Here is a 26,429-nt window from a genome sequence, read left to right as displayed (position 1 = left end):
TGACTCCGAAATGAATCGGAATCTTACCGGAGCATTGCTTTTTTCTTACAAACTGATCCGCGGAAAAATGCGGACCGGTGGCTTTTAAAACGGCTGAATCGGGTTTTAAGCGGTCGGAGGATAATCCAAAAGGGTTATTTCCGGATTCTTCTTTTGAAAATATCCCTTATCCCATTCCGTATCAAAGAGGAGCGCAGCCCTTCCGCCTCGATCCGTTACGAGATTCGCGGAAGACGGAACCTTCGGCAAATCCTCTTGTCCGATCCAACAGGAAATTACATACGGAAGAATCGTGATCGTAGACGGAGCATTGTACTCGTCCATCAGTCTTCGACGGAAAACTTCGAACTGAAGTTGGCCCATCGCGCCGATGATCGGCAATCCTCCTCCGATCGTCTGCGAAGAGAACAAATGAAGAATTCCTTCTTCCGCGAGTTGATCGATTCCTTTGCGAAAACTTTTCATGCTCGCCGTATCGGCCGAGGAAATCGTCGCAAAGAGTTCGGGTGCAAACACGGGAAGTCCTTTTAAATCGGGAACCTTGGAAGAAGCAACGATATCTCCGATCGCATACGTGCCAGGGTTCACGAGTCCGATGATGTCGCCGGGATACGCTTCATCCACCGTGTTTCGATCTTGTCCGAAGAACGCGAACGAAGAGGAAAGTTTCACCGACTTTCCCAATCTTCCGTGAAGCACGTTGAGTCCTCGTTCGAACTTACCGGACGTCACGCGCAAGAATGCGATTCGGTCTCTGTGTTGACGGTTCATGTTCGCCTGAACCTTAAAGATAAATCCGCTGAACGGAGTTTTGATCGGATCCAAACGCGAACCGTCCTTCAAAGGAAAGAACAAAGGAGGCGGCGCGATCTTGATAAACTCGTCTAGAAACAATTGAATTCCGAAGTTGTTCACGGCGGAACCGAAGAACACAGGAGTGATCTTGGATTCCAAAAACTCCTCCTGATTGAATTCGGAAATTCCACCTTCCACGAGTTCCAATTCTTCGCGAAAGGATTTCAAAACCCAATCTTCGAATTGTGAATCGAGTTCGGGATCGTTGACTCCCGAGGTTTGAAAGGAAGACTTCTGACTTCCTCCCGGAGTTTTATCGTATGTTAGAATTTTCTTATCTTTGCGGGAATACACTCCGCTGAAGTCGACTCCGGTTCCGATCGGCCATACCATAGGAACGGCGGCGATGCCTAGAACCTTTTCAATCTCATCGAGAAGTACGAAAAGATTTTTTGTCGGCCGGTCCATCTTGTTGATGAACGTTACGATGGGAATTCCGCGGTCGCGACAAACCTTAAAGAGCTTGATCGTCTGAGGCTCGACCCCTTTCCCCGCGTCCAACACCATCACGGCGGTATCGGCGGCGATGAGAGTGCGGTAGGTGTCTTCGGAAAAATCTTCGTGACCGGGAGTGTCCAATAAATTGAGAACGTATCCGTTGTATTCGAACTGAAGCGCTGCGGAAGTGATGGAGATTCCTTTTTCTTTTTCCATCTCCATCCAATCGGAGGTCGCTGCCTTTCTGTTTTTACGCGCTTTTACGGCGCCCGCGAGTTGGATCGCGCCTCCATACAAAAGAAGCTTTTCGGTTAAGGTCGTTTTCCCGGCATCCGGGTGGGCGATGATGGCGAAGGTTCTTCTTCGTTTGGTTTCTTCCTCGATAGATTGATTCGGTTTTTGTGCTACTGTCTCGCTCACGACTTTTACTCCGCCCTCTCTCCAGATTTTTCGCGCAAAGCCGACTGTCAGCAATTCTTTTTACCCGTTCGTATTGTTCGGGTAAATCTAATGTAACGGGAATCCTCTACACTCTTCCCATCATAATAAAGCAGGTAAACCATGGAAGGGATTCCACTTACCCCATCGAGAGATCTTCGAGGATTAAAATTACAAATCGACGGTTTCGAGAATTCGTTCGAAATCCTCAAACTCAAGGAAGAAGGCATTACGATTTCTTCTTCGTTTGAATTGAATCTTCTCCCGGGTTCCCCTCTCAGCGGAAGAATCGATTCCAACGCGCTCGAAATCCAATTTCGTTTTCAAGGAAGTCTGCAAAGACAAGTTCCCCGTCCTGATGGGAAAGGATTTATTTTAGGAATTCAATTCCACCAAAGAACGGGCTTACCGGACATTCTCATCGCATTGGAACTCGCGACTTGATTTGCGACTCGATTCTTAGAAGCGCCGCTCGCTTTCCCTTCTTCGCATTTGTGCCCGAAAAACCATGAACCTTTAGGGGCTTCCCCGGCCCCGTTTTTTTTGGTCTTTTCATTTACGAAACTCCTTCTATTTTGTTTTCTGTACATAAAGTCCTATGTCCGAAATCAACGTGAAACATCTTATTTCTTGGGAAGACTGGTCCGATTCCGAAATCCTCGATCTGCTGAACTTTGCGATCCACGTAAAGAAGAATCGAGTCAACTACGCGGGTCATCTGAGCGGCCGTTCTTTGGCGATGCTCTTTCAGAAAACTTCCACAAGAACCAGAGTTTCTTTTGAAGTGGCGATGACGGAAATGGGCGGTCACGGAATTTATTTGGACTGGATGGCGTCTAACTTTCAGCTTTCCGACATCGATCTGGAAGCGAGGTATCTCTCCAGAAACGTTTCCGTCATCATGGCTCGTCTGAAAAAACACGAAGACCTTCTTTCGATGAAGAACGGTTCGCAGGTCCCCGTCATCAACGGCTGCGACAACATGTTTCATCCTTGTCAATCTCTTGCGGACGTGATGACTATCGCGCTCGACAAACCGGAACGCCCTTTGAATCGGGTTCGACTCGCGTATGTCGGAGTTCACAACAACGTAGTCAACTCTCTCATCGGAATCACCGCTGCCTTGGGAATTCATCTGACCCTCGTGACACCGATCGCCGAAAAGGAAAACATACACGAACCCACGGTGGAACGGGCAAAGTCCAAAGGCACGCTCGCATGGGAATCGAATCTGGAAAAGGCCGTAAAGGACGCGGACTACGTTTACACGGACACTTGGCTGGACATGGAATTCTTCAACGACCCTTCTTACGCCGATAAGAAAAAACAAAGAATGGAACTGATGATGCCGTATCAGATCAATTCCGCTCTGATGGAAAAGACGAACGCGAGAGTCATGCACGACATGCCGATCCACGCGGGATACGAGATCACGAGAGAAGTGGTCTTAAGTCCCCGATCCATCATCTTTCAACAAGCGGAGAATCGACTGGACGCACAAAAAGCGGTCATTCTCAAACTTCTTGAGGCTTAATCTCAAGGAAAATCGGTTTACCAGAGGCCCACAGTTCCGAAACCTGTATTTAGAGCCTTTTCACCCTCACTTGCAGGCTCGAAATAAGAATTAAAGGTATCTCTATGTCTAAATTGACTCATCCAAGAGAGGCGCTCTTCGAAGGAGAAAAGCCTTTCCCTATCATTCCTGCCTGTGAGCACTTTGCAGGATCGGAAAAGCTGATTACAAAAGCCCTCGAACTTCAGAACAAACTCGGCGGACTCTTCGACATCACCATGGACTGCGAAGACGGCGCGCAAACCGGAAAAGAAAAAGAACACGCGGAACTCATCGTTCGTCTTCAGAACAGCGAACTGAACAAACACAAAATGAGCGGCGTGAGAATTCACGACTATACGAACGCATACTGGAAACAAGACGTAGACATCATCGTTCCCGGAGCCGGAGAAAAAATCGCATACATCACTATTCCAAAACCGACCCGCGCGGCTCAGGTTGAGGAAATGATCACTTACATCCAAAAAGCGGTTCAAAAAGCGGGAATCAAAAGAGAAATTCCGATTCACGTATTGATCGAAACCAACGGAGCGCTTCAAGAAATCGAAAAGATCGCGGCTCTTCCTTGGCTCCAAGTTCTCGACTTCGGTTTAATGGACTTCATCTCCGGACACCACGGAGCGATTCCCGCTTCTTGTATGAAAAGCCCGGGCCAGTTCGACCACGAACTTTTAAGAAGAGGAAAAGCGAATCTCGTAGCGGCGGCTCTTGCAAACGGAGTGATCCCTGCGCACAACGTAACTCTCGATCTTAAGAACCAGTATCAAACATACAAGGACGCAAAACGCGCCCATGATGATTTCGGCTTCTTGAGAATGTGGTCCATCTATCCGACTCAGATCCAAGCGATTCTAGACGCGATGGCTCCGGATTACAGCGAAGTGCAGACTGCGGCTGAAATTCTCATCCAAGCGCAAAACGCGGAATGGGGACCGATCCAGTACGCGGGCGATCTTCACGACCGTGCGACTTACAGATATTTCTGGGAAATCATCCAAAAGGCGAAACTCACCGGAATCTCCATTCCTGAAGAAGCCAACAAAAGATTCTTTAACTGATTTTAGTTTAGAATTTTCGAAATTAAAAAGCCGCAAGAGATTGCGGCTTTTTTTGTGCGTTGATCGATTCAAACATCGGAATCTTTCATTTCGGAAAAGAAATGAAACCGGTTCGTTTCCGTCGAATCGGTCATCCATCATCGAATCGAATTTTTATTTCACGAATTTTTCGAGAAGTTTGGCGATGAGTTCGTTTAAGCTCTTTTCGACGTGATCCCAAGACTTTTTGTTCATGGGTTCAAGAGGCATCTTCTTATCGAGTTGTTTGTAACGATCGAAACTTTCGCGGGCGTAATCCAAATATTTTTTGGCTTCGATTCCGAGGCGATCCAGATGAGCCTCGTTTTTGATATAAATCCCCGCGATCTTATCCCTGTATTCGTCCTCTAAAAAATAATAACGAACGTCGAGTTTCACCTCTTCCATGGCCTTGTAGATCTTGGAAACCTGATCTTTTTTATCGGCGGGCGCTGACTTCTCCCCGGAAGTTTCCATCGCGGGTGTTTGCGACTTCTCTTTCGGCGCGGAGTTTTTCGGAGGGGCGTTCTTTTTCTGAAGCTTCTCCAATTTCTCGCGTTTTAAAATGTCAAATAAAGCGCTCTTCTTATTCTGAGTCACAATTACACCCTATCTTTGAAATGGTTCTATTTTATTGTATCGGAGAATGAGGCTTCTTCCGCTATTATAAACAATTTATACGACGAATTTTCTTGGAAAAAAAGTCTCTTTTGATAGAGGCGCCTAAAAAAGAATCCGGAAACAATTAGTTTCCCGATTCCCTCTCTAATTTCAGCTTTCGTAAAGCGCAGTTCGGAAGCCATTCACAACGTAGGCAGAACGGGTCTTCGGATTGATACGTGGGCGGCGGACATAAATTCACGTTCGTTTGTTGCAAAGGAGTCAGAAATGTTTCCTGATCGGTAAAGGAATTCTTCTTACCAAGACTGCTGAGCAGTTCGCGATTCTTGCGCGTTTGAGAATCGAGGTCTTCCGCCAAAGAACGGTTTTGTGGCTTGGACTCGGAATTCTCCTGGGGAGGTTGGCGCTTGGGAAAGATCTTTCCGGAATCGAAAGAATTTCCCTTTAAAATCCAGGGGGCAACGAGCGTCGCACCGAGCGCCCCTCCCAAATGACAGGAGTTGCTCACGACAAAGGGAGAATGGAAATAATAAACCGAAACGATATCCGCGATAAATCCCCCGCCGACAAAGATCCATGCCGCATAACGGGCCTTCATCCGAAAGAAGATCAGAAAGACTTCCGTTTCGGGAAAAAGAATTCCGAACAAAACCAAAATCCCCGTAACGCCGCCGCTCGCGCCGAGCGTGGTGGTTTGGTATAAATCCATCGGATATTGGATTCCTAATACTTGGACGAAGATCGGAGCGAGGATTACGGTCAATCCTCCGGTCAAGACAGCCGCGACGTAGACGACCGTAAACTTCCAAGCGGGAATGTATTTACAGATCAAACCGCCGAACATGACGAAGACATACATGTTGAAGAAAAGATGAATGAAAGGAGTTCCATACGCTTCGTGCAGAAATCCGTATGAAAAAATCTGCCAGTAAAATCCTTGAAACACGCGCGCGGGAGTGAGCGCAAAGTAGTATTCTATGATTCCCGTTCCGCCGGCAAAAAGCTGAAGAATATAAATCAGGACGTTCGCGATTAAAAACAGATTGATCGGATGAAAAATGGAATAACCGAACAGCGACAATCCGTTTCGGTATTTTCTTTTTGCCATATTGGATAGAATACGAACTGTGGTCAGAGAGTCAAGCAGGCAAAGCCGGGGCAAAAATTCACCCCGGGTTTCCTCATTCTCCGGGAGAAGGAGAATGATTTTTCAATCACATTCTTTAAATCGAAAAATCGGGCCTCATCCTTTATAGTCGGGAAGAAAAAAAATGCAGGAATCAGGATTAAAACCCATTCTTTGGAGAAACAAACAGCTTACTCTTTTGGATCAAAGAGTTCTTCCCGGTACGACTTCTTATCTCGACGCAAAAACGATGGAAGACTGCATCTTTGCGATCCGGGAAATGGTGGTAAGGGGCGCGCCCGCGATCGCGATCACCGGAGCCTTCGGGATCACGTTGTATTTAAACGGACTTTCCTCGAAACCGACTTTAGCGGAACTCAAAAAAAAGCTGCACGAACTTTTAGAATCCAGACCGACCGCGGTCAACCTGCGACTTGCGATCGAAGAATTCTCCGCACGCTTTCCCGAAACGAACTATGATTCGTTTACTCTGAACGATCTTCAAGATGGAGCGGAGGAATTCGCCTTATTCATGTTAGAGGAAGATCTCGGAAACAACCTGACTCTTTCCAAAAACGCCCTTTCTTTATTTCCGAAAAATCCTTCCGCGTTGAACATCATCACTCATTGCAATACGGGAGCGCTCGCGACCGCCGGGCACGGAACCGCGTTAGGTGTTATACGATCCTTGCGCGACGCAGGTCATTCTCTGACCGTATTCGCGGACGAGACAAGACCGTATCTACAGGGTGCAAGACTTACGGCTTGGGAATTGAAAGAGGAAGGAATTCCAGCGTATCTCATCACGGACAACATGGCCGGTTGGGTGATGTCCTCGCGTAAGATCGACGCGGTTGTCGTAGGCGCGGATCGTATCGCTTCCAACGGAGATACGGCCAACAAGATCGGAACGTATCCCCTTGCCATCGTCGCCAAACACCACGGAGTTCCTTTTTACGTCGCGGCCACGGCCAAGAGCATGGATTTTAGAATCCCGGATGGAAGCCATATTCCGATCGAAATGCGAAAGGAAGAAGAAGTCACTTCGTTCGGATTTTTAAAGAACGCGGATGGAAAACCGTTCTTGAGCGAAGGAGTGATCGCCCCCGAAGGAATGAAGGCGCTGAACCCTTCCTTCGACGTGACCCCTGCTTCGTTGATCACCGGAATCATTACCGAACGGGGAATCGTTTCTCCCGTTACGGAAGAGAATCTAAGAAAGATTTTTGCGTGATCGACGATCGATGTGAACAAAACTCAGCAACTCAGCAACTCAGCAACTCAGCAACTCAGCAACTCAGCAAACGCCTTCCTATGGGTCGGCGTTTAGGATAAAATTGTCGGAGTTCCCACGGAATGGTTCCTGAAAATTTGACTTGAAGGGAAGGAGATTTTCTGGTACGAGGAAATCTCCCGATTCTATCCCACCGCCTCACCCCCCACCCAAAACAGGGAGGGGCCGATTTTGTATCACGGCAATCCGTCGGAACTACGACAAAAAGATTCCGTTTTTCGAAATGACTACTTCGTTTGCAGAGCGACCATCATCGCTTTGTCCTGACCCGGTTCAAAAACCATCATAAACGAAGACTGAAACTTAGTGATCTTTTCGATCTGTCTTCTATAATGAATCACTGCGCCCGGATAAGCGCCCTTTTGAACCGCAAGCCGAACCGCTCCCGGATTAAAACGGGAACTCTTCAAAGCGTCCTGTTTGAACTTAAGCATATTCAAAATCTTTAATTTCTTATTATAGTCTTCGAATACGGTTTTAAACGCGACCTTCTTGTCCTCGGGAAGATTTCCCCGGGAACGTTGAACCATATGCTTGATCTGCTGGATTTTCGGAAGAATCTTTTCCATTTCCTTCTCGCCCATCTGAATCTTACGGGTGATTTCCTGAAAGGATCGATCGTTCTTAAAGTGAAACCCGAGTTCCACGGTGACGTCCAACTCCGCGCTCGAACCCAAGGAGATGACCGAAACACCTTCATTCGTTCTCACCTTGCTCGAAACGAGGTTGCCGTTGGAGCCGCTCAAAAGAACGGATCCTAAAGTGTCGACCGTCGAATTTAAAATCGCACCTTCGATGATGATATCGCCTTCGGTTTCAAGGTGCGCGTTCTCGATAAACTTCGCCTGCACTCTTCCCGTTACTTGAATGATTTCCGTTCCCGAACCTTTGATTCCTCCGTGAACGATCAGATCCTGACCGACCTTGATTTGATTGCTTTCCAAGTTTCCATAGACGACGAGCGATCCGGTGCATTCTACGATGGAACCGGGTTCGATATCTCCTCGAACGATCACGTTTCCTTCGAATTGAATGTTTCCCGTGGAAAGGCCGACGTTGCCCGCGATTTGCAGTTCGGGAGAAACGGTAATCGAAGTTTCGGTTACGAAGATCACTCCGTTGCTCGCAGCGAAGTATTCCTGAAGCTCCTTTCCTTCTTCAACGACGTTCCGTTCTTCGATATTCTTCCCGAGTACGAGCTTAGGACGTTTGATCGCCGGTGCGGGAATGATATTTCCAAAAACGTCGAAGCCGGGGTTGCCGGGAATTCCCTCAAACTTTGTGGCGAGCTTCTCGCCGATTTTTACGTTGATGTATCGATCGATATTTCTGAAATCCGCGCGTCCGTCTTCGAGCAGTTTGACGCGCTTTGCCATAGGATGATAAAAACGAACCCAACCGTTTTCGCCCGGAGTCGGTGCGACACCCTTTGCGATTTCGACTTTGATCGGAGTAAAATCCCCTCGTTTTCCGGCTTCGTCCAAGAGAGTCAAAACTCTTCGGATCTCGTCGACTAACATTCGTTCTCTGTGAATTCCCCAGTCGAGAATGATGCTCCAAAGTTTATCCTTGGATACGCTTTCTCCTTTGAGATTGTAAGGTCTTACGGTCATCACTGCGGAAAGCTGATCGGTGGAAATTCCGATGCTGATCGCTGATTCAATGGAAATGGGAGATGGGGTGGTTTGAGATTCCGTTGCTGGTGTTTTCATAGGTTCGTCGTTCGCATTCATAGTATTTCAATCTTCAGGCCTAAACCGAAGTTCATTTCTCTTTCTAATTTCGACTTAAAGAGAAGGAACTTAAATGTAGTATATAAGGTTCCCTTGAAATGAAACTTTTTTTTACTTATATTACCGTGAAATTATAAATAAAAAAGAAGATCCTATTCTTTTCAACAACCGGTACGCCGAATTTCTTCCGGAATCCCGCCGATTTTTAGAACCTTGCAAACCGGCAAATTCCGGGAAACAAACGGATCAAAGCCTGGTTTGGCCGGCTATCAGACGAGGCGCTACGGATAAATCCACGCTCAGGAAGAATGATTCGAGGAAAAAAGATATTCTCCCCAGAAAGAAGCCATCGGCAAAATCTCCGTCAAACGCGTATAAAACGGAAGATGATCTCCGTGCGTCAAGAGACTGGTTTCCAGAAACGGAACCGTTCGGTTTCCATTCTTCAGAATCAACTCGCGAAGATCCTTGGATTCCTGCGGTGAGATCACGGGATCGTCGTCTCCGTGCAACAGAAAACAGGGTTTGATAAACTCATGCGCAAAGAAAGCGGGAGAAGTCGCTTCCACAAAGGGTTCGGCGACCGCCGTTTTGATCGCGACAGCGGATTCTTTTCGAAATTCCGCATTCTCCAAAAACTTTCGAACAAAAATTCGATCGTCTTCGCCCAAACCGGCAAGGATCTTAGGACCGCGGAGAGCATCGGGCGTTCGGGACAATCCGTTGTCCAAGGCGGACTCTAAGAAATATTCCTTTAAGCCTTCGTGTTTAGAACGGATCAGATGAATGTAGTTGTACATCATCACGTTCACCGCGTAACTTTCGATCTCGTAGTTTTTTAATACGAACGCGAAGGTCTGGCCGAAGTTCGCATAACCTCCGATCAAAAGCGCGGCCGTAAGAGCGCTCTGACATTCCGGATTTGCTAATGCGACAAAGCCCATTCCGGCGGAAAAACTCGCAGAAAGATAAGAAAGAGGACGGCCTTCCAAAGCATGAATCTGCAAAAACGCGGATCGGATATTCGAGATCGTTTCGGAACGGATCAGCAACCCTTTGACTTCGGGCAGTTCGGGAAGATACACTCGAAAGCCCCGGTTGGCGAGATTGTTTCCCAACGCGAGAATGCGCGGATCGTCGATTCCTTTAAAGCTCATCCCGTGCTGGAGATAAATGACCGGGGCCTTTATATTCTTTCCGCTTTCCAGAATCTTCGTTCTTAAGGAAACGGAGTTCGGAAGACTAAGACTCGTTTCCGTTATGCGCGCTTGCGGAGGAGTTTTGATTCCGGAATAGTCGAGTAGAAAGGGCAATCCCTTCCATACGTTGAAAGAATTCATCCGAATGAGGGTTTATTCTACGGGAAAAATCTCCACAAAAATTTTTCGGAGGACCGTTATTTTTGTCTAAAACTTCTTCATCAAAAGAATGAGATAAACCCTTCCGAGATATTCTTTGGCTTTCGAGTCCTTCAAAAAATAGATCAGGATGTATTGCCGATACGTTTCCAAATCGATCGGTATGAGTTTATGGTTGAGAATTTCGGGAGGAAGCTGTTCCGCTTCGAATCTTCCGAGCCTCATTTCGGAAATCAACATTCCGCAGATCTGATTGGCGAACTCCATCAGAATCGAAGGAGCGTCCGCTCGTACGGTAGGATCGATGTGAAAGGAGCGCGCGACCAAGGGGAGAAGTTTCAACTTCGTATATCCGTCCATGGCAAGAAATAGTTTCCCTTCGATTTCTCCCTTGAACTCGACCATCGTGCAGTTCTCGTAACAAAGACCCTCGTTTTTGGAAGGCCCGAACGCCTCGCGGATCGCGGTGACGTTCAACGTTTTATCCAGATATTCAGGAAAGATCTGAGAGATCGTCAGAATGAATTTTTCGTCGAGTAACGGATCGATGCTCACAGACAAATATACCTGTTCGGTCCTTGTTCGATCGATGCGGCCAGCGCCTTTCTCGCGTTGGAAACCCATTCTTCCTTCGTTTCTTCTAAAATCGAAACGCCCAAGTTGAGATCGACGCGATGATTTTCGTTTTGCAAAGATTCGATCAATTCCTTCAGATTCTTACTGAACGCATCCCATTCTTCCGCGTGAAGAAAGAACGCGACCCGATCCTTTCGGATTCTATAAAAGCGGATCGTTTTCCGAAGGATTTTGGAGGTCCAAAGGGAAATCCATTTTAAAACATACGGGTGCGAGGAATCGGTTTGAATACTTGCAAAAATTAGAATATTCTCGTCCGCGCGGAGTTTGTCCAACTCGAACGCGTGAAGATTGCCGAAACCCGTTTCGGGATCGGAAGATTCGAATTGAATCGAAACCTGTTCCTCGTATTCTTCCTTCCAGGATTGAAATTCTTTCGGGTTTACTAGATTCCATTCGTTTAACGATAGTTTGAGATATCCGAACGGTGCAGTTCCGGTCGAAAGCGGAATCAACACGAACGATTCGGAAAAGCTGATTCTCCCTTCCTGCAACTCGCGCAGACTTTTTTCGGTGAGTACGTTTTCTTCCGGACTTTCGGGAAGATGAAAGATCTTTCCCTTTCTCGAAGCGAGAAGCAAGGAAACTTCTCCGCTTAAAAAATAAATTTCGGCGGAACTCAAATAAGAACCGAGCTGTTTTAAAAACGTCTCATGAGCCAGTATGAGTTCCGGATGTGCGGGGACTTCCCTCTTCCAGACGAAACTTGCGTGCGCATTCGGATTCGTTCGTAGGTTCGAAACGTTTCGAACTCGACCTGTTGGTTCGAGCCGAGTCTGCGTTTCCGAAATCGAATCCCGCTTTGCGTTCGATTCGAAGTTCGTAAGAACGGAGTTCTCCGATCGCGGAAGAATTTCATTCTTGTGCGAATCGCCATTCTCCTCAAAGGACTTCGAGGAAGGATCGGGCGCCTTGTGAACGGTTTCCTTCAGAACCAGTCCGAAGAGAAACAAAAGAGAAACCGAAATTCCTCCTAAGATCAACGTATCGCCGCTCCAAAGACTTTTGTTAAGTCCGGTCTGCCTTTCGAGAGACACAAGAGAACAATTAAAAAAAAAGAAAATGATTCCGAAATATTGGATTTTCATAAGCGGACTGCCGTTAATATATTTAACGGGTAGATTCCAAGACCTCTAAACCGATTTTTTATGAAGTTGTACAACGAACTCGCAGAATTCTACTTCGATATCGAAAAGCCCGCGCGCAAGATCGATTCCGAAGCCAAGTTTTTGGATCGGCTTTTCCGAAAACATAGAATTATGACGATTCTCGACATGGGTTGCGGAACCGGAGAACACGTTCGTTATTTTCAATCCTTAGGCTATCGTCCGAAGGGAATCGATTCCTCTTCCCGTATGATCGACGTCGCCAAAAAGAGATATTCCCATTGTAAGTTCGACGTCGCTCCGATGCAGACGTATCAATCCGGCGTTCTTCTGGATTGTGTGATGAGTCTTTTCGGTTCGTTTAACTATCTTTTGACGAACGAAGAGATCGACTCCACTCTGAAACTCATGGAGCAGAATTTGAAACCGGCCGGTCTCGCGGTCCTCGAAGTTTGGAACGCCGAGCCGCTTCGAACGATCAAAAGAAAACCGATCACTCCAGTGGCCCAGATCAAATCCCAAAGCGCCACGATTCAAAGAAACCGGGGCTTTCGTTTGGTCAGGGCCGATACCTCCACGATGGTGGAAGTGAATTACATCTATCAGATCAATACGAAGGAAATTCGGGACAAACACGTTATGCGCGTTTTCTATCTTCCAGAAATCGAACGAATGATTCTCAGACATAAATTCGAGATCATGCACGTTTATTCCGGATTCAACGAGACGAAGTTTAAAAATTCGGCGGGAAGAATGATTCTCGTTCTAAAAAAGAAAAGCGCCTGATCCGGGCGATTCTTTCCATTTGTCCAAAATAATTCTTGCGGAACCGTTCCGAAAGGGACTCTAATAGTTCCGGAGAAATTTATGCCCGAATCCTACGATCTTACGGTAATCGGCGCGGGGCCAGGCGGTTACGTCGCGGCCATTAGAGGCGCTCAGTTGGGAATGAACGTCTGCGTCATCGAAAAGGAAAGACCCGGCGGTATCTGTCTAAATTGGGGTTGCATTCCGACCAAAGCCTTGCTCGAATCGGCTCACCTTTTGGAAAAGATGCATTCCGCTAAAGAATTCGGAATCGATCTTGCAAGCGCAAAGCCGGACTTCCCTTCCATCATCGCTCGTTCCAGAAAGGTCGCCGACGGAATGGCTTCCGGAGTGGAATTCTTATTGAACAAAAACAAGATCACACGTAAAAAAGGAACGGCAGTATTCAAAGATTCGAATACGATTTGGCTTCCCGATACTTCCAAAGAGGAAATCACTTCGAAATATTTCATTCTGGCGACGGGCGCAAGAGCCAGGGAACTTCCGGGTTTGCCCTTCGATCAAACGACGGTTCTTTCCTCCCGAAGCGCGATGGTTCAGGAAAAAATTCCGGAGTCGCTTTTGATCGTGGGAGCGGGAGCGATCGGAGTGGAATTCGCGGACTTTTACGCGGCGATGGGCACCAAAGTCACGTTAGTCGAAATGCTCGATCAGATTCTTCCCGTGGAAGACAAAGAGATCTCGACATTCTTAGAAAGGTCGTTCGCAAAACGGGGAATCCGAGTCTTAACGGGAGTCGGAGTTTCCGATCCGAAACTGGAAAACGGAAACGTGAAGGTTCTGCTCAAGGGAAAAAATCTTCCGCCAACGGGAGAAGTTTTGGAAGCGGAGAAGATCTTGGTTTCCATCGGATTGGTTCCGAACACCGACGCGATGAACCTTGAAGAGATCGGAGTCTTTTTACAAAAAGGTTTCGTAAAGACGGACACGAAATACAAAACAAGCGTGCCTCATATCTACGCGATCGGAGATTGCAACGGCCCTCCTCTTCTCGCGCATGTCGCTTCGATGGAAGGAATCAAAGCCGCGGAAGCGATTTCGATCCACGCGGGAAATCCACATCGCTTGAGCTATATTCCCATCGATTACAACGCGATACCGGGTTGTACGTATTGTCATCCCGAAGTCGCTTCGATCGGATTCACCGAAAAGAAAGCGACTGACATGGGTTATACGATCAGCGTAGGAAAATTTCCGTTTACCGCGAGCGGTAGGGCGCAGGCCATGGGAGACGCGGGAGGTTTTACCAAAGTGATCGTGGATAAGGCCACGGGAGAAATTTTAGGAGCGCATCTCATCGGCCCCGGCGTTACGGAACTTTTACCGGCGGTCGCACTCGGAATCACGCAGGAGTTGACCGCCAAAGAAATCGCGACTACGATCTTTGCGCACCCTACACTTTCAGAAACCGTAATGGAGTCTTTCGGCGCGGCTTTGGGAGAAGCGATCAATCTTTAAAGATTGAGTTTTCTTACTTTGTAAGAAAGCTGCTCGTTGGCTGACACGCTCTCTGAACTCAGCGTCTCGCTTCCTACTGGTCGCTCGACAGATCGCGTGTCAGATTTCCGGTTAACAAAATATCCGTTTTGTTGACCAGGAACTCGGCCGGAAGATTGGAGCTGAGGGAAAGAAGAGAAGGATCGATGTCATGAAACTTACCGCTCTTCTCGTCGAAGAAGTGATAGTGATCCACGATATTGCTGTCGTAAACGGATTTGCCCAAACAGGAGAATTTGAATTCTCTCAAAAGTCCGGCCGAAACAAGAATGTTCAACGTGTTGTATACGGTAGCCAAACTCATTTTGAAGGAACGGCTATCGACCCATTCTTTGACTTCTTCCGCGGTGGGATGATCGGCTTCGCAGAGAACGTACTGGCAGATCGAAATTCTCTGCATCGTGGGTTGAATGGAAACGGACTTCAATCGTTGTTCGATCTCCGCCGGAGTTAAACAGACTTTTTTTGCAAACAACGCTTCCATCTTCTTAGAATTCCTTGAGGGAAACCCTTCTATTCATCTGACATCCGTAAATCGCGTTTTCGCACAATTTTATTCGGGGACTTCTCAGGAAAGCATCTCTTTCTTGAAAAATTCTGCAATCTAAAAAAGTTCGCAAAATAGATTGTGTTAAACGGGGAAAAAAAAGGCAAAGAAAGTCTTTTTACTTTTACTCTTTCTTCCAAATCCCGAGAATGTCTAAAAATTCTTCAGATGATACGAGCAATGAAACAAAAACTTACATCCGTCCTTCTGGCGATCCTTCTTACCCTGCCCTCCGTTGCGCTTTTAGCGGACGAACCGGCGGGAGAAACACAACCGCCCGTGCAAACCACGGAGACCCATGATTCTTCCCATAGCGACGAAGCGGCTTCCGGCCATCACGAGGTGCAGGGAGAAGAGCTTCCGTATTGGAGCGTGCTTCCCTTCGTTCTCATGCTTTTGAGCATCGCACTTTTACCCATCGTTTCACACACGACCTCTCATTGGTGGGAAAGCAACACGAACAAACTGATTCTCGCGCTTGCGTTAGCGGCGGTTTCGTTTACCATTCTGGTTCTTCACGGATGGTTCGGAAAGATCGTACATACGCTCGTGTTCGAATACGTTCCGTTCATCATTCTTCTCGGCGCCCTCTTTTATATTTCGGGGGGAATCCGTTTGAAGGGAGATATAAACGCGACTCCTCTCAACAATACCATCTTCTTGATCATCGGAACGTTCCTCGCTTCCTTTATCGGAACGACCGGAGCATCCATGCTTCTGATTCGTCCGATATTAAAAACGAACTCCGAAAGAAAACACGTGGTTCATACCGTGATCTTTTTTATCTTTTTGGTTTCGAACATCGGCGGTTCCTTGACGCCTCTCGGAGATCCTCCTTTGTTCCTCGGATATTTGATCGGGGTTCCGTTTACCTGGACGTTTAAACTTTTACCGGAGCTGCTCGTTGCGGGGATTCTTCTTTTGATTCTGTATTTCATCTGGGATACGATCGCGTATAAAAAAGAAACGCGAACGGATCTCAACAAGGATCACAAGCGTCACGAAAAGATCAGCTTAGAAGGTCAGGTGAATTTCATTTGGCTTCTCGGAGTGGTCTTGTCCGTCGCGTTCTTAAATCAGAATTACATTCCCGCGATCGCGAAAAATCCGTACATCGCGTTTATCCGCGAAGGAGTTTTGATCGGTCTGATCGTACTTTCCAAAGTGACCACCAAAGGACACGTGCGGGAACACAACAAGTTCACACTGCATCCGATTCAGGAAGTCGCGTATCTGTTTATCGGAATCTTTATTACGATGATTCCCGCGCTCATTCTTTTGGAACACCACGGAAAAGAATTGGGTGTAACGGAAACATGGCAGTTCTTCTGGGTAACCGGTTTGTTCTCCGGAGTTTTGGATAACGCTCCAACGTATTTAACGTTCTTGTCATTGGCGAAAGGAACGTTGGGAATGAACGACGTCGCACAGATTTTAGCGGACCCACACGCGGAAAGTATTCTGAAAGCGATCTCGGTCGGTGCGGTGTTTATGGGTGCATTGACGTATATCGGAAATGCGCCAAACTTTATGGTAAAATCCGTCGCGGAAGAGAACAAGGTAAAGATGCCGAGTTTCGGAGGATACGTTGTGTATTCTTTCGCAATTCTGATTCCTACGTTTATTCTGCTTACGTTTATATTCTTCCGTTAAAAAGCAATCCGGCCTTTCCTTTGCGGGAAAGGTCGGGACCTTTTCCCAATTTCAAATCCTTTCTTCAAGTTTGATATAAAATTTCTGAAACTGTGTGAGTTCCCACAGTTCAAGATTCGATTGTAAAACCCGCATATTTGTATGAGTTCCCACACTTCTAAAAAAAAGAAATGTTCCGACAAGACGACCAATTGAGATTGTCGATTTTTGGGCGAGTTCCCGCAAAGCGGGAAACGCGCTGCTCCGGGTTCGCTGCTCGCTCATCTCTTCGCGCGGAAATCGAATATTCCCAAAAGCGCGCTTCGAGACAAGCCCTGCGCATCCCTCTCGCGGGTTGTGTGAGTTCCTACGCTTCAGGATTCGATCGTAAAACCCGGATTTTGTATGAGTTCCCACAGCTCTAAGAATCGAATTCTAAAATCGTGCGCATTGTATGAGTTCCCACAATTTCCGAAAAACCGAAATCTTCCGACAAGATCGACTAATTCGAATTTACTTTCTACCAAGCAAAACGGTAAAGCCCCGGTTCAATTCTTCGTCTCTTCCTCCGGAGGAAGAAAGATGATCGAATCGATTTGTTTGCCCTGCGGCGAATCGATATAATTCACTTCGATCTTCCGTTCCGTTGCGGGTTTGTATAAAATTAACGCGGAAATCAGATCATACACGGTCAGAGAATAATCGATCGCGGTAACGACTGCCTGAAACACAAGAAAGCGCGACTTGGTAACGGGTTTGACTTCCCTTTCCTTACCGGCAGCCATCCACTTATAAATGCGGGTCGAACGATTGACACCTTTCAAATATTCCAGATCGATCTTCGCTTCGGGAAGAAGCGCGGGAGTTTGACGAAAGGCGACCTTCACCGGAATCTTCTTTTCCTTCGATTCGCGCAAGGCTTGCGAAAGTTGAAGATCGAACGTATCGTCGTCCAGATATTCGATCTCGTTGCAGCTTGCAAAGACCGTGTTGCAGATATCTCCGTATTTCCGGTGAACGAAATAAACCAGAAAGATGTTCGTCGTTTCGGGATGATACAAAACCTTCGCGTGATATTCCGAAGTTCTACGGTAATAAACCTTCTTGTAGATTCTTTTGAAAACGTCCCAACCCACGAGACCGACGTCCTTTAAAAAAGGAGGATCCGGAATCTGAAACGAACGAATCGCAATATGCAGCTTTTCGATTGCGACCTTTCCGTCGCGTTTGGAAATTTCTTCCAGAAGGGTACGAACATCGTCCAAATCCTCGGAATCGATCTTGCGAGGCGCGTTCGATGTATCGATCAAAATCTTACCGGCGTTCTGGGCCATCAGATCGGAGATCTTGGACTTAACGCTTCCCTCCGCAAGAATGTCTTCGAGTTTTAAGGAAATACAATCGTTCGGATGACAGGAGATTTGTTCGGTGTAACGCGCGTCCGGATCGGGTGCGGTGATAGGCGGAAGACTCTCCGCGCTCAAAGCAAAGAACGCGGAAAACAAAATCAAAATCGCACCGATCGTCGACGGTATTCTGACAAACAAAACAAAAGGAAGAATCGTATGAGAAAGACGTTTCGGCATTCTTGGATATCCTAAAGGAAATATCCGAAGGATTCTCCGTTGCGGACAAAGAATGGAAAGATCTTTTTTAGGAATTAGTTGATTTCGTCTCTGTAATCCATGACCAGATACATCAGTGTTTCCTGATCGGTCGGGTTCGAATACTCGTGCGGAATATCGGCTCTGAAAAAAACGGAATCTTTCGGTTCCAATTCCACGACCTTCTCTCCGACTCGCAGACGGAGTTTTCCCGAAACGACCACGATGTTTTCGGTGGTTCCGGATTGGTGGGATTCGGCGACTTCGATCCCGCCCGGTTTTAAAATGAGTTCGTAAAATTCGGTTTTTCGATTTCCGTTATAAGGGAAAAGTGCGCGGCTTGAAAAGACTTTTGAACTGGAAAACAAAACCTTCGTGTTTTCCGCTTTCATCACGATCACGCCTTCGGTGCCTTTCTCTTTGAGAAGTTCGCTGAAAGGAACGTTTAAACCGTTTGCGATCTTCCAAAGAACGGAAATTGTCGGAACACTCTTTCCTTGCTCGATTTGCGAAAGCATTGCACGGCTTACACCGCAACGGGAGGCCAACTTATCCAAGGAGAATCCTTTCGTATGGCGAATCAGTTTGAGATTTTCTTTGACGACTTCCGTGATATGTTCACTGGAGGGGGATTCTTTACCTGCTTCCAATTCTTCCATGGATGGGTTCATTACACTTTTTTTGTCTAATATAGCAGAATTCTGTCAATCTAAAACTCCGGACCTGAAAAAAATAGACTTGATTAATAATCGCGATTATTATAAATATAGCTACAATCTTTACAGGATAAGAATATGAAACGCATCCAACACGAAGAAATCACCCAAGCCAACGCGGCCAAACTCTGGAAACTCTACCAAGACGTATCGAATTGGAAACGCTGGGATCACGAAGTCGAAGATTCTCTTTTAGAGGGAGAATTTAAAACGGGAAGCAAGGGAATGCTCAAACCCAAGGGCGGACCGAAAACCTGGTTTCGTCTTACGGAAGTGCGCGAGAAGGAATTCTTTTCCGATCTCACACAACTTCCCCTTTGCAAATTAGAATTCAAACACGAACTCATTCCCGTTCCTTCCGGAACGAAGTTCGTGCATACCGTAACGTTTACAGGTCCTCTTTCCTTCCTATTCTCCCGCGTAATCGGAAATAGAATCCGGGAAGAATTACCCAGCGCGATGAAAAATCTCGCCCAACTTGCGGAAGCCGCCTAACGTTGCTTAGATGCAACTCCGTTGACCGCTTGCGCCGACGCTCCTCCGAGATCGGGCGTAACCGCGGTCCACGCGGAAGGAAGTCCGCTCGTCGAATACGCAAAGAAGTTCGCAGTTCCCGCGACCACGTATCGATCCAAAGCGGAATTGTAAGCCGCTCCGAGAAGATTTTTTCCGGAACAACCCGAAACCACGCTTACATCCAAAGGATGCCAAACGTCCAATCCGAACTGATAGTAATCCATAGAACAGGAATTTCCGAATAAAACGATCTTGTCTTTTCCTTCCACCGCGATGCTTGCGTGAACTTGAATCGCCGTTGGTAACGGAATCGCGCTTCCTACATTCGCTATGGATGAAGCGATTTTTGCTTCCGTTCCGGGATTGTCCGCATCGCCGTAGATAAAAATGCTTCCGTTCTTCAAAGCCAAAACCTGATTTACGTTACTCGCCATTCCCACCGCAGGAAACGAGTTCGCAAGGGAAGGAATGTTAACGACCGAGAACTCTGGGTTTACGGAATGAACTCCGCTGAAATACAATTGGGATGCGACCTCGTTGTAAGAGACCGTGTTGTAATAGTCGGTCCCGATGTAGGAGGAACCGTCCGTGATTCCCATATACTGCCAAGCGATTCCGTCCGAAGAATGTTGCCCGAAATAATCGGTTCCGTTGGACGATTGATTTTTTTGCCCCACGGCCCAAAATTGTCCCGCACCGTAGGTAACGCCAAACAGCGGTTTGGTGGTAGGAGCCGATGCAATCATTACGGGATCGCACGCGCGCAATACCCAGGTTTCTCCGTCGTCCTTGCTCGACCAGATTCCGCAGTTGCCTCCTCCGTTGGTCGTTCCGACGGCGACCCAGGTTCCATTACCATAGGCTGCGTTCTTCAAAGAACCGCCGCTGCATCCCGGAAATCGGGAAGCGCTGAACTTCCATGAAATTCCGTCCTGGGAAGTCCAGGAAGTGCAATTGTCTCCGACGGCTACGAATTGTGTTCCGCTGATAGCAGAGGCGTTCGAGGGCGTAAGGCCGAGGCTCCAACCGATCTGCCCCAAAAGAGCCATCGGGTTGGAAGCGTCCAAGCTGAACTTATCGGCTTGAGCGCAGGAACATAGAATCATCGAAAGGATTACAAGGGAAGAATAACCGCGTCTCACTCGTTTTCTCCGAATCGATCGGCTCTGGGATTTTTTAAACCGACTTCGTTTTGGAAAACGGTTTCCGATCTCTAAACAAAACAACAAATGAGAATTTCGGAAAATACGAAAATTTGAATATTCGGAATGAACGTCATTCTCCCAGGAATGAACGACGACTCCGCTGATTCGACCTTACTTGGTGGCGATTCCTAAGACGGCCGGTCCAGGTGTTCCGGCCGACGCCTGCGTTACGACGGTCCAGGCGGAAGGAAGGCCGGTCGTTGAATACGCGAAGGCGGTCGGGGTGCTTCCGCTGACGCGCGCTCCTGCAACGTAAAGATCCAGAGTAGAATTGTAAGCCATCGAAGTCCAATCCAGACCGGAACAATTCGTCATGGTGGGCGCTGGCGCCGCAATCCCCGGATGCCAAACGTTTAAACCGAATTGATAATAATCGATCTTACATTGGTTCCCGAGAATGACGATCTTATCCTTTCCCTCCGCGGCGATATTGATATGACTTGTCACTCCCGTGTTCGAAGAACTTGCCGAACTTACGGTCGTGATCGAATTTCCGATCTTCACGACTCCCATCGTCGGAGAAGTATAGTTATCGTCCCCGTATACGAGAACCTGACCCGACTTCAAAGCTAACACACCGTAGCTGAAAGAAATCATCGAAACGGAAACGGAAGATTGGCCTAAACCGGGAAGCGCGACACTGATCACTTCGCTGTTCACGTTATGCACACCGCTGAAATACACTTCGGAAGTAACGGAATTATAGGAAGAAGAATAAAGATAATCCGAACCGATATAACTGGAGCCGTCCGTCAAAGAAAGATACTGCCACAAAGAACCGTCGCTCGAAACCTGACCGAAAAATCCCACGCCCGTAGTGGAACCGTTATGCGGTCCTCCCGCAAAAAAACGGGTTCCCGCATAGACGATCGTATATAACGGATGTAAAGCGGGAGTTCCGTTCGGCGGGCTCGGGTTCGAAGCGCAGGAAGAAGCGGTCCAAGTTTCCGCGTCCTTGCTCGACCAAATTCCGCAGCCTCCGTTCGCGTTCAAAGCGCCGACCGCCACCCAAGTCCCGTTGCCGTACGCGATCGCGGAAATAGAACCGTCCGTACAACCGGAGAATTTCGTATTGCTGTACGTCCAAGTCTTACCGTCCGAGCTGTTCCAAGAGGAACATTTCTCACCGACGGCAACGAAGTTGGTCGTGCCGGAGCCCGTATTCGGAACGGCATTGATGCTCCAGGAAATCTGCGCCAAAAGCGCCAAAGGATTCGAAGTATCGAAACTGAATTTATCGGCCTGCGCGCAAGCGGAAACCAGGAGAACAGAAAGCAGAATGGAAATAACTTTTTTCATGATCGCCTCTCTAGAATAACCCCTATTTCCGATTATTTTTTCAGAAAAAAATTATAAACCGGTAAATGCGAACGATTTTCAAAGAATCTTATATGAATTCTAACGTAAAGAAACGGAATTACAAACCCCAAAATCCGGATTTTACGGAACATTCCAACTTTACAATCGGGAATAAAAAAATAGAATGAAACCCTAACCGCGAGAAAAGGCCATGAAACCAAAATCGATATTCGCTGAATTACAGGCCGAAGAAAGCACGGGATTCCTTTTTTGGCAGATTACGAACCTTTGGCAAAAACGGATTCGGGAGAATCTTTTGGTTTTGGATCTGACGCACGTCCAATTCGTGCTTTTGGCGAGTTTGGCTTGGTTCGAAGAAACCGCTCAAAAAGCGACTCAAGTCCGTCTCGCCGAACACGCAAAAACGGACGTGATGATGACTTCCAAGGTTTTGCGCAGCCTCGAATCCAAGAAACTCCTTACAAGACAACCCGACCCCGAGGATTCCAGAGCGAATTGTTTGTTTCTCACTCCCGAAGGGAAAGAGCTGGTGGGAAAGGCCGTTCATATCGTGGAGTCCACGGATAAGCTCTTCTTTTCCATTCTCAAAGACGAAAAAAACTTCAGAAGTTCCCTTTTGGATCTAAGACAGCAGAATGCCTGAAAAACATTCGAATATTAGAATATTCTACGAAACTGAATCCTTTCTTTTTGCCGAAAAACCGCCCGGCATACCGGTTCACGCCACCAAAGATTCCCAACGGGAGAATTTTGCGGACCGTCTCCAAAAACAACTCTCGCTCGAATATCTGAGAACCGTAAACCGATTGGATCTGGATACGAGCGGTCTCGTCTTCTTCTGCAAAGATCCGGAGAAAAATCTCGAAGCTGATCGCATCTTAAAAACCTCGGAAAAGATTTATCTCTGCGTAGCGGACGGAATCCCGGAAGAGGAACGTTTTACAGAAACCTGTTATCTGAAAGACGGAAATAAAAAAGTCAGAAAGGTTTTTTCCGGAGGAGATAAGGCGATCACGGAGTTCTTCGTTTTAAAACGAGAAAGAAAAGAAAATTATACCGTTCTACTCGCGAAACTTCATACCGGACGAAGACACCAGATCCGATTTCATCTGAGCGAAAAAGGATTTCCGATCCTCGGCGATCGCGTTTATGGAAAATCAGAATTAGATGTTGCGTCCGCACAGAGGACTTCGAACAATCACAGCCGATCCTCCATCGCAAAACATAAACGGCAGGGGCCGATTGCAAAACGTTCCCTCTTACACGCGATGGGAGTTTCATTCGAAACCGCGGAAGGTAGGAAGGAAAAAATTTTTTGTCCCCCTCCTCGCGACTTTCAAAACTTTTTGGGCGATGTCGTATTGGATGATTCGATTTTTTCGAAATTCTCCCTAAAATAGAAAGACAAGGATCGGCGCTTAAGAGATGGTTTCTCCCCAACGGGAGAACTCCATGTCAAAAAAGAACGCACTCATCATCGGCACCAGCGGCGTTGCGGGGCAAAGCGCGGTCGCAGCGATTCGCGAATTCGCAAACAAACATAACGAAGAATGGAATGTAATCGCGACGACGAGCAAGAATTCTCCCCTGATCGAAGCCGATTTAACGATCACGGAAATCAATTTGGAAGCGGTGGATCATTCTCTTTCTCGTCTGTATCAAAGCCTTTCAGCTAACGGAATTCATACGATCGATCTTTTCGTTTATACTCCCGCAAGAGGCAATCTGGGTTATCCAGTTTCGGAAACGCCCGAAAGCGACGTTAAGGACGCGATGAAGTTTTGTATGGACCCGATGCTTGCGGTCGAAGCGAAACTCAAACCGACTTTGAGCGTCGGATATTCCGCATATTATTACAGACCGCACCTACAGCCCTTTTACGGATCGCTCGCGTTCGTAAAAAAGAAAATGGAAGAATGGGCTCTGCAAGATCCGGCTCGACGCAAAATCATCCGTGCGGGTTCTTTTTTCAGTCAGAGCGTTCGAGGGATCACGATTATCCTGCAACGAATGGGGAAAAAATCGCAGGACCCGGACTTGCAGAAGCTTTTGAAACTTCAAAAAGAATCCGGAAAAAGTTTTCCCGATTTCTTTTTGGAATACGTTGCCAAACAGGAAGAAGCCTCTTTCGGTTCGAAATTTCCGAACATTCCGTTTCGACTAACGTCGCAAGACGATTTAAAAAATGCGTTCATCCGAATCTTAGAAGGAGAATCGGCTCCGATCCTTTCGCTTGTGGGCGCTTGGACTTGGACCGAAACATCCCTTCCGGATATGCCCGAGTATTTGAAGAAGTTTTGAATTCCGAAGCGGAAAACATTTGAATCAAAACGAACATAAAAAGGCATTGGAACCTAAAGTTCTCGGATAAGAGATCGATACCCTTCTTATGAATCGACTTGCAAATTATCGCCCTCCTTTATTCTGCTTTCTATTTTTGATCGCCATCGGCGTTGCCGCTCAGGAAAATCCGAGCGATCCATCTTTAAGTCAGGAAGAAAGAAATCGAATCATCGCAAAACAAGAAGACCGTTGGGAAATTTCGAAATCCTCTTCAAACACAATTACTTTAGGTTTTTCTATTTTAAAACCCTTTGTCGAATCGTTTCTTTCGTACCGGGAAACTACTTTGGATGCGGGAGAATTAAGACTTAAAATTCCCGCGGGAGCGTTTTCTCATTCTCAAAAAGTGGAAGCGAGGATTACGATTCTGAAAAATCATGCGGATTTTCTGTTTGCGGGAATTCCAACGCAGATCGGTTCCCATCTCCTCTTGGAATCGACCGGAATGTTCTATCTCGCTTTTTATGACGAAGAAGGAAAACGAATCGAACCTAAAAAGTCCCTGAGCGTGGAAATCCAGCCCTTGACCGATCCGACGGATTCGAACGTGTATCGTTATTCGAAAGGAAACTGGGATTTAGTCTCTGCGGATAAAAATACGATTCAACAGAACAAGGAAGTCCGGGAACCATTCGAAGGAGGATTTCCGTTTCAAATTTATTCCAAAATTCAATCTTCGGGTTGGTGGAATTTCGACAAACCCAAACCGGAGTTCACTTGTCTGGAAGGAAAAGCGAATTTAAAGAAAAATGAGAACGTTTCGGTGCAAGCAATCGGACTCGATTACTATGGAACCAGTTATGCAAACGTGGATTCCAACGGAAATTTTAGAATCAACGTTTTAAAAGATAAAAAAGTGAAGCTCATCCTCACTAACTTTTTCAATGCAAAGGCCGGTTCCAGACAAGTGGGATTTTTACCCGCAATTCAAACACAAAACAAAACCGCGTTCGCTTCGAATCCTTCCGATAGTTGCCAAAGGATTGCGGACATTTCCCCGTTTCCGATCTCCGAATCCATCTTCAACGATCGATCCGCATTTTTAAAAACGATCGATATGCCGGATTTATAATATTCTAAAATTCAAACAGAGTGTAATCCGAAAGCAGCCGCAGAAAAAGCGATTTTTTCGAAAAACAACAGTCGAACTGCTCGATCCGAAACTACGGAGTTACCGAAAAAGGAATGAAAGCGATTGTAAACATTCATTTTCCAAAACGTTTCGAAGGAGATTTATGACTTCCCTTGGAAAAAGATTTTTGCTTTGCCTGCCCTTTTCTCTGTGAAACTACGATGACCGGATTTCCTTTTGGAAGCGTATCTAATAATTTCAAAAGATCGCCGAGTTTGCCGCGGAACTGAAATTCAGAATCCAAAGTAAGGTCCAGACAAAGAAAGACGTTTCGCTCTTCTCCCGTTTCTTTTAAGACGAAATCCAAGTCGTGAAGCACCGCCTTATAACGGTAAGGCGTTTCGTAAAATACGATCGTATGACCCGGTTTTAAATAACGGCTCAATTCGTTTTTACGGTCGGCGGATTCTCTGGATAAAAAACCGCAAAACGTAAACGGAGAAATCTTAAAACCGGAAATGCTCAAAGCCGCCCCGAAGGCGATCGGACCGGGCGCGCTGCGAACCGTTCCGCCTCTTCGCAAAACTTCCTGGACCAGTTCCCGTCCGGGATCTTCGATTCCCGGAGTTCCGGCATCCGATACCAAAACGCTGAGATTTGCGCCCATCACTTGATCGCCGAGCTCTTGGATTTGTTCCGGGGTTGTGTGTTCGTTGCAAAGAAGAAATTCTTTTTGCGCGCCTACGGATTTTAAAAGAGTGGAAGTCGTTCTGGATTCTTCGCCTATGAGTATATCGGAATTGATTAACAGTTCTTTGGCGCGTTGCGTAAGATCTCCCGGATTCCCGAGGGAAACCGATACCAAAATTAAGGTTCCTTTTTTCGAAGCTTCCAT

General features: G+C 46.9%; 24 protein-coding genes and 1 pseudogene. 12 read left to right on the top strand and 13 right to left on the bottom strand.

Annotation, left to right across the window (positions count from 1 at the left end):
- Window positions 1-105: 105 nt before the first annotated feature.
- On the bottom strand, window positions 106-1,713 hold the full coding sequence (locus DLM76_RS12375) for a peptide chain release factor 3 (RefSeq protein WP_118965593.1): 1,608 nt from the start codon (window positions 1,711-1,713) through the stop codon (window positions 106-108).
- Window positions 1,714-1,854: 141 nt separating this feature from the next.
- On the opposite strand from DLM76_RS12375, the gene DLM76_RS12370 reads away from it, so the two are divergent.
- The 3 genes from DLM76_RS12370 (at window position 1,855) to DLM76_RS12360 (ending at window position 4,362) form a co-directional block, all read left to right on the top strand.
- Window positions 1,855-2,175: a hypothetical protein gene (locus DLM76_RS12370; RefSeq protein WP_118965380.1), complete on the top strand. Its 321-nt coding sequence runs from the start codon at window positions 1,855-1,857 to the stop codon at window positions 2,173-2,175.
- A gap of 154 nt (window positions 2,176-2,329) precedes the next feature.
- Entirely contained in the window at window positions 2,330-3,265 is a 936-nt protein-coding gene (locus DLM76_RS12365; RefSeq protein ID WP_118965379.1) for an ornithine carbamoyltransferase, read from the top strand.
- Window positions 3,266-3,369: 104 nt separating this feature from the next.
- On the top strand, window positions 3,370-4,362 hold the full coding sequence (locus DLM76_RS12360) for an HpcH/HpaI aldolase/citrate lyase family protein (RefSeq protein WP_118955985.1): 993 nt from the start codon (window positions 3,370-3,372) through the stop codon (window positions 4,360-4,362).
- A 153-nt stretch (window positions 4,363-4,515) separates the two neighbouring features.
- Here the strand turns inward: DLM76_RS12360 and DLM76_RS12355 are convergent, their stop codons facing one another.
- Together DLM76_RS12355 and DLM76_RS12350 are read right to left on the bottom strand one after the other, a co-directional pair.
- On the bottom strand, window positions 4,516-4,980 hold the full coding sequence (locus tag DLM76_RS12355; protein WP_118955986.1) for an LIC11177 family protein: 465 nt from the start codon (window positions 4,978-4,980) through the stop codon (window positions 4,516-4,518).
- A 145-nt stretch (window positions 4,981-5,125) separates the two neighbouring features.
- A complete protein-coding gene (locus tag DLM76_RS12350; RefSeq protein WP_241548240.1) occupies window positions 5,126-6,109 on the bottom strand; it encodes a rhomboid family intramembrane serine protease in 984 nt (327 codons plus the stop codon).
- 163 nt (window positions 6,110-6,272) lie between these two features.
- Between DLM76_RS12350 and mtnA the strand changes: the two genes are divergently transcribed.
- Window positions 6,273-7,361 (top strand): S-methyl-5-thioribose-1-phosphate isomerase, encoded by a 1,089-nt coding sequence (gene mtnA, locus DLM76_RS12345; RefSeq protein WP_118965378.1) that lies wholly within the window; start codon window positions 6,273-6,275, stop codon window positions 7,359-7,361.
- Window positions 7,362-7,648: 287 nt separating this feature from the next.
- Here the strand turns inward: mtnA and DLM76_RS12340 are convergent, their stop codons facing one another.
- The 4 genes and pseudogenes from DLM76_RS12340 to DLM76_RS12325 all read right to left on the bottom strand — a co-directional run.
- On the bottom strand, window positions 7,649-9,154 hold the full coding sequence (locus DLM76_RS12340) for a flagellar assembly protein A (protein ID WP_118965377.1): 1,506 nt from the start codon (window positions 9,152-9,154) through the stop codon (window positions 7,649-7,651).
- Window positions 9,155-9,453: 299 nt separating this feature from the next.
- Complete coding sequence (locus tag DLM76_RS12335; protein WP_118965376.1) at window positions 9,454-10,494, bottom strand: alpha/beta hydrolase family protein; 1,041 nt, start codon at window positions 10,492-10,494, stop codon at window positions 9,454-9,456.
- 66 nt (window positions 10,495-10,560) lie between these two features.
- Complete coding sequence (locus DLM76_RS12330) at window positions 10,561-11,073, bottom strand: chemotaxis protein CheX (RefSeq protein ID WP_118955990.1); 513 nt, start codon at window positions 11,071-11,073, stop codon at window positions 10,561-10,563.
- Window positions 11,064-11,849: pseudogene (locus tag DLM76_RS12325) on the bottom strand (nucleotidyl cyclase domain-containing protein); the annotation flags it as partial. The gene DLM76_RS12330 and the pseudogene DLM76_RS12325, both read right to left, overlap by 10 nt.
- Window positions 11,850-12,296: 447 nt before the next feature.
- Between DLM76_RS12325 and DLM76_RS12320 the strand changes: the two are divergent.
- Window positions 12,297-13,040, top strand: coding sequence for a class I SAM-dependent DNA methyltransferase (locus tag DLM76_RS12320; protein ID WP_118955992.1), 744 nt, complete (start codon window positions 12,297-12,299; stop codon window positions 13,038-13,040).
- An 81-nt stretch (window positions 13,041-13,121) separates the two neighbouring features.
- Window positions 13,122-14,540, top strand: a complete 1,419-nt coding sequence (gene lpdA / locus DLM76_RS12315; RefSeq protein WP_118965374.1) for a dihydrolipoyl dehydrogenase — start codon at window positions 13,122-13,124, stop codon at window positions 14,538-14,540.
- Between the two features lie 73 nt (window positions 14,541-14,613).
- On the opposite strand, the gene perRB is transcribed toward lpdA, so the two are convergent.
- Window positions 14,614-15,063, bottom strand: coding sequence for a peroxide-responsive transcriptional repressor PerRB (gene perRB, locus DLM76_RS12310; protein ID WP_118955994.1), 450 nt, complete (start codon window positions 15,061-15,063; stop codon window positions 14,614-14,616).
- A gap of 243 nt (window positions 15,064-15,306) precedes the next feature.
- Here perRB and DLM76_RS12305 point away from each other — a divergent pair, with 243 nt between their 5' ends.
- A complete protein-coding gene (locus tag DLM76_RS12305; protein WP_118965592.1) occupies window positions 15,307-16,779 on the top strand; it encodes a sodium:proton antiporter in 1,473 nt (490 codons plus the stop codon).
- Window positions 16,780-17,306: 527 nt separating this feature from the next.
- Here the strand turns inward: DLM76_RS12305 and DLM76_RS12295 are convergent.
- A complete protein-coding gene (locus DLM76_RS12295) occupies window positions 17,307-18,344 on the bottom strand; it encodes a hypothetical protein (protein WP_167450761.1) in 1,038 nt (345 codons plus the stop codon).
- Between the two features lie 74 nt (window positions 18,345-18,418).
- Window positions 18,419-19,033, bottom strand: coding sequence for a helix-turn-helix domain-containing protein (locus DLM76_RS12290; RefSeq protein WP_118955996.1), 615 nt, complete (start codon window positions 19,031-19,033; stop codon window positions 18,419-18,421).
- A 123-nt stretch (window positions 19,034-19,156) separates the two neighbouring features.
- Between DLM76_RS12290 and DLM76_RS12285 the strand changes: the two genes are divergently transcribed.
- Window positions 19,157-19,573, top strand: a complete 417-nt coding sequence (locus DLM76_RS12285; RefSeq protein ID WP_118965372.1) for an SRPBCC family protein — start codon at window positions 19,157-19,159, stop codon at window positions 19,571-19,573.
- Here DLM76_RS12285 and DLM76_RS12280 read toward each other — a convergent pair.
- Window positions 19,570-20,736 (bottom strand): hypothetical protein, encoded by a 1,167-nt coding sequence (locus DLM76_RS12280; RefSeq protein WP_135582194.1) that lies wholly within the window; start codon window positions 20,734-20,736, stop codon window positions 19,570-19,572. The two genes, DLM76_RS12285 and DLM76_RS12280, sit on opposite strands and share 4 nt — an antisense overlap.
- Window positions 20,737-20,910: 174 nt before the next feature.
- A complete protein-coding gene (locus DLM76_RS12275; protein ID WP_118965370.1) occupies window positions 20,911-22,098 on the bottom strand; it encodes a hypothetical protein in 1,188 nt (395 codons plus the stop codon).
- A gap of 211 nt (window positions 22,099-22,309) precedes the next feature.
- On the opposite strand from DLM76_RS12275, the gene DLM76_RS12265 reads away from it, so the two are divergent.
- From DLM76_RS12265 to DLM76_RS12250, 4 genes are all read left to right on the top strand, one after another.
- Window positions 22,310-22,762 carry a MarR family winged helix-turn-helix transcriptional regulator gene (locus DLM76_RS12265; RefSeq protein WP_118956001.1) on the top strand — a complete coding sequence of 151 codons (453 nt, stop codon included), beginning with the start codon at window positions 22,310-22,312 and terminating at the stop codon, window positions 22,760-22,762.
- The gene (locus DLM76_RS12260) at window positions 22,755-23,519 is read left to right on the top strand and encodes an RluA family pseudouridine synthase (protein ID WP_118965369.1); all 765 of its coding nucleotides are present in this window, start codon (window positions 22,755-22,757) and stop codon (window positions 23,517-23,519) included. Before DLM76_RS12265 ends, DLM76_RS12260 begins: the two co-directional genes overlap by 8 nt.
- Window positions 23,520-23,571: 52 nt before the next feature.
- Window positions 23,572-24,420 carry an SDR family NAD(P)-dependent oxidoreductase gene (locus DLM76_RS12255; RefSeq protein WP_118965368.1) on the top strand — a complete coding sequence of 283 codons (849 nt, stop codon included), beginning with the start codon at window positions 23,572-23,574 and terminating at the stop codon, window positions 24,418-24,420.
- Between the two features lie 88 nt (window positions 24,421-24,508).
- Window positions 24,509-25,534, top strand: a complete 1,026-nt coding sequence (locus tag DLM76_RS12250; protein WP_118965367.1) for a hypothetical protein — start codon at window positions 24,509-24,511, stop codon at window positions 25,532-25,534.
- Window positions 25,535-25,667: 133 nt separating this feature from the next.
- Here the strand turns inward: DLM76_RS12250 and rsmI are convergent, their stop codons facing one another.
- Window positions 25,668-26,429, bottom strand: coding sequence for a 16S rRNA (cytidine(1402)-2'-O)-methyltransferase (gene rsmI / locus DLM76_RS12245; RefSeq protein ID WP_118965366.1), 762 nt, complete (start codon window positions 26,427-26,429; stop codon window positions 25,668-25,670).

The sequence above is a fragment of the Leptospira yasudae genome (genome assembly GCF_003545925.1).
GTDB classification, from domain to species: domain Bacteria; phylum Spirochaetota; class Leptospiria; order Leptospirales; family Leptospiraceae; genus Leptospira; species Leptospira yasudae.
The sequence above is the reverse complement of the archived record's forward strand: the minus strand, read 5'-3'. Positions and strand labels throughout refer to the sequence as shown.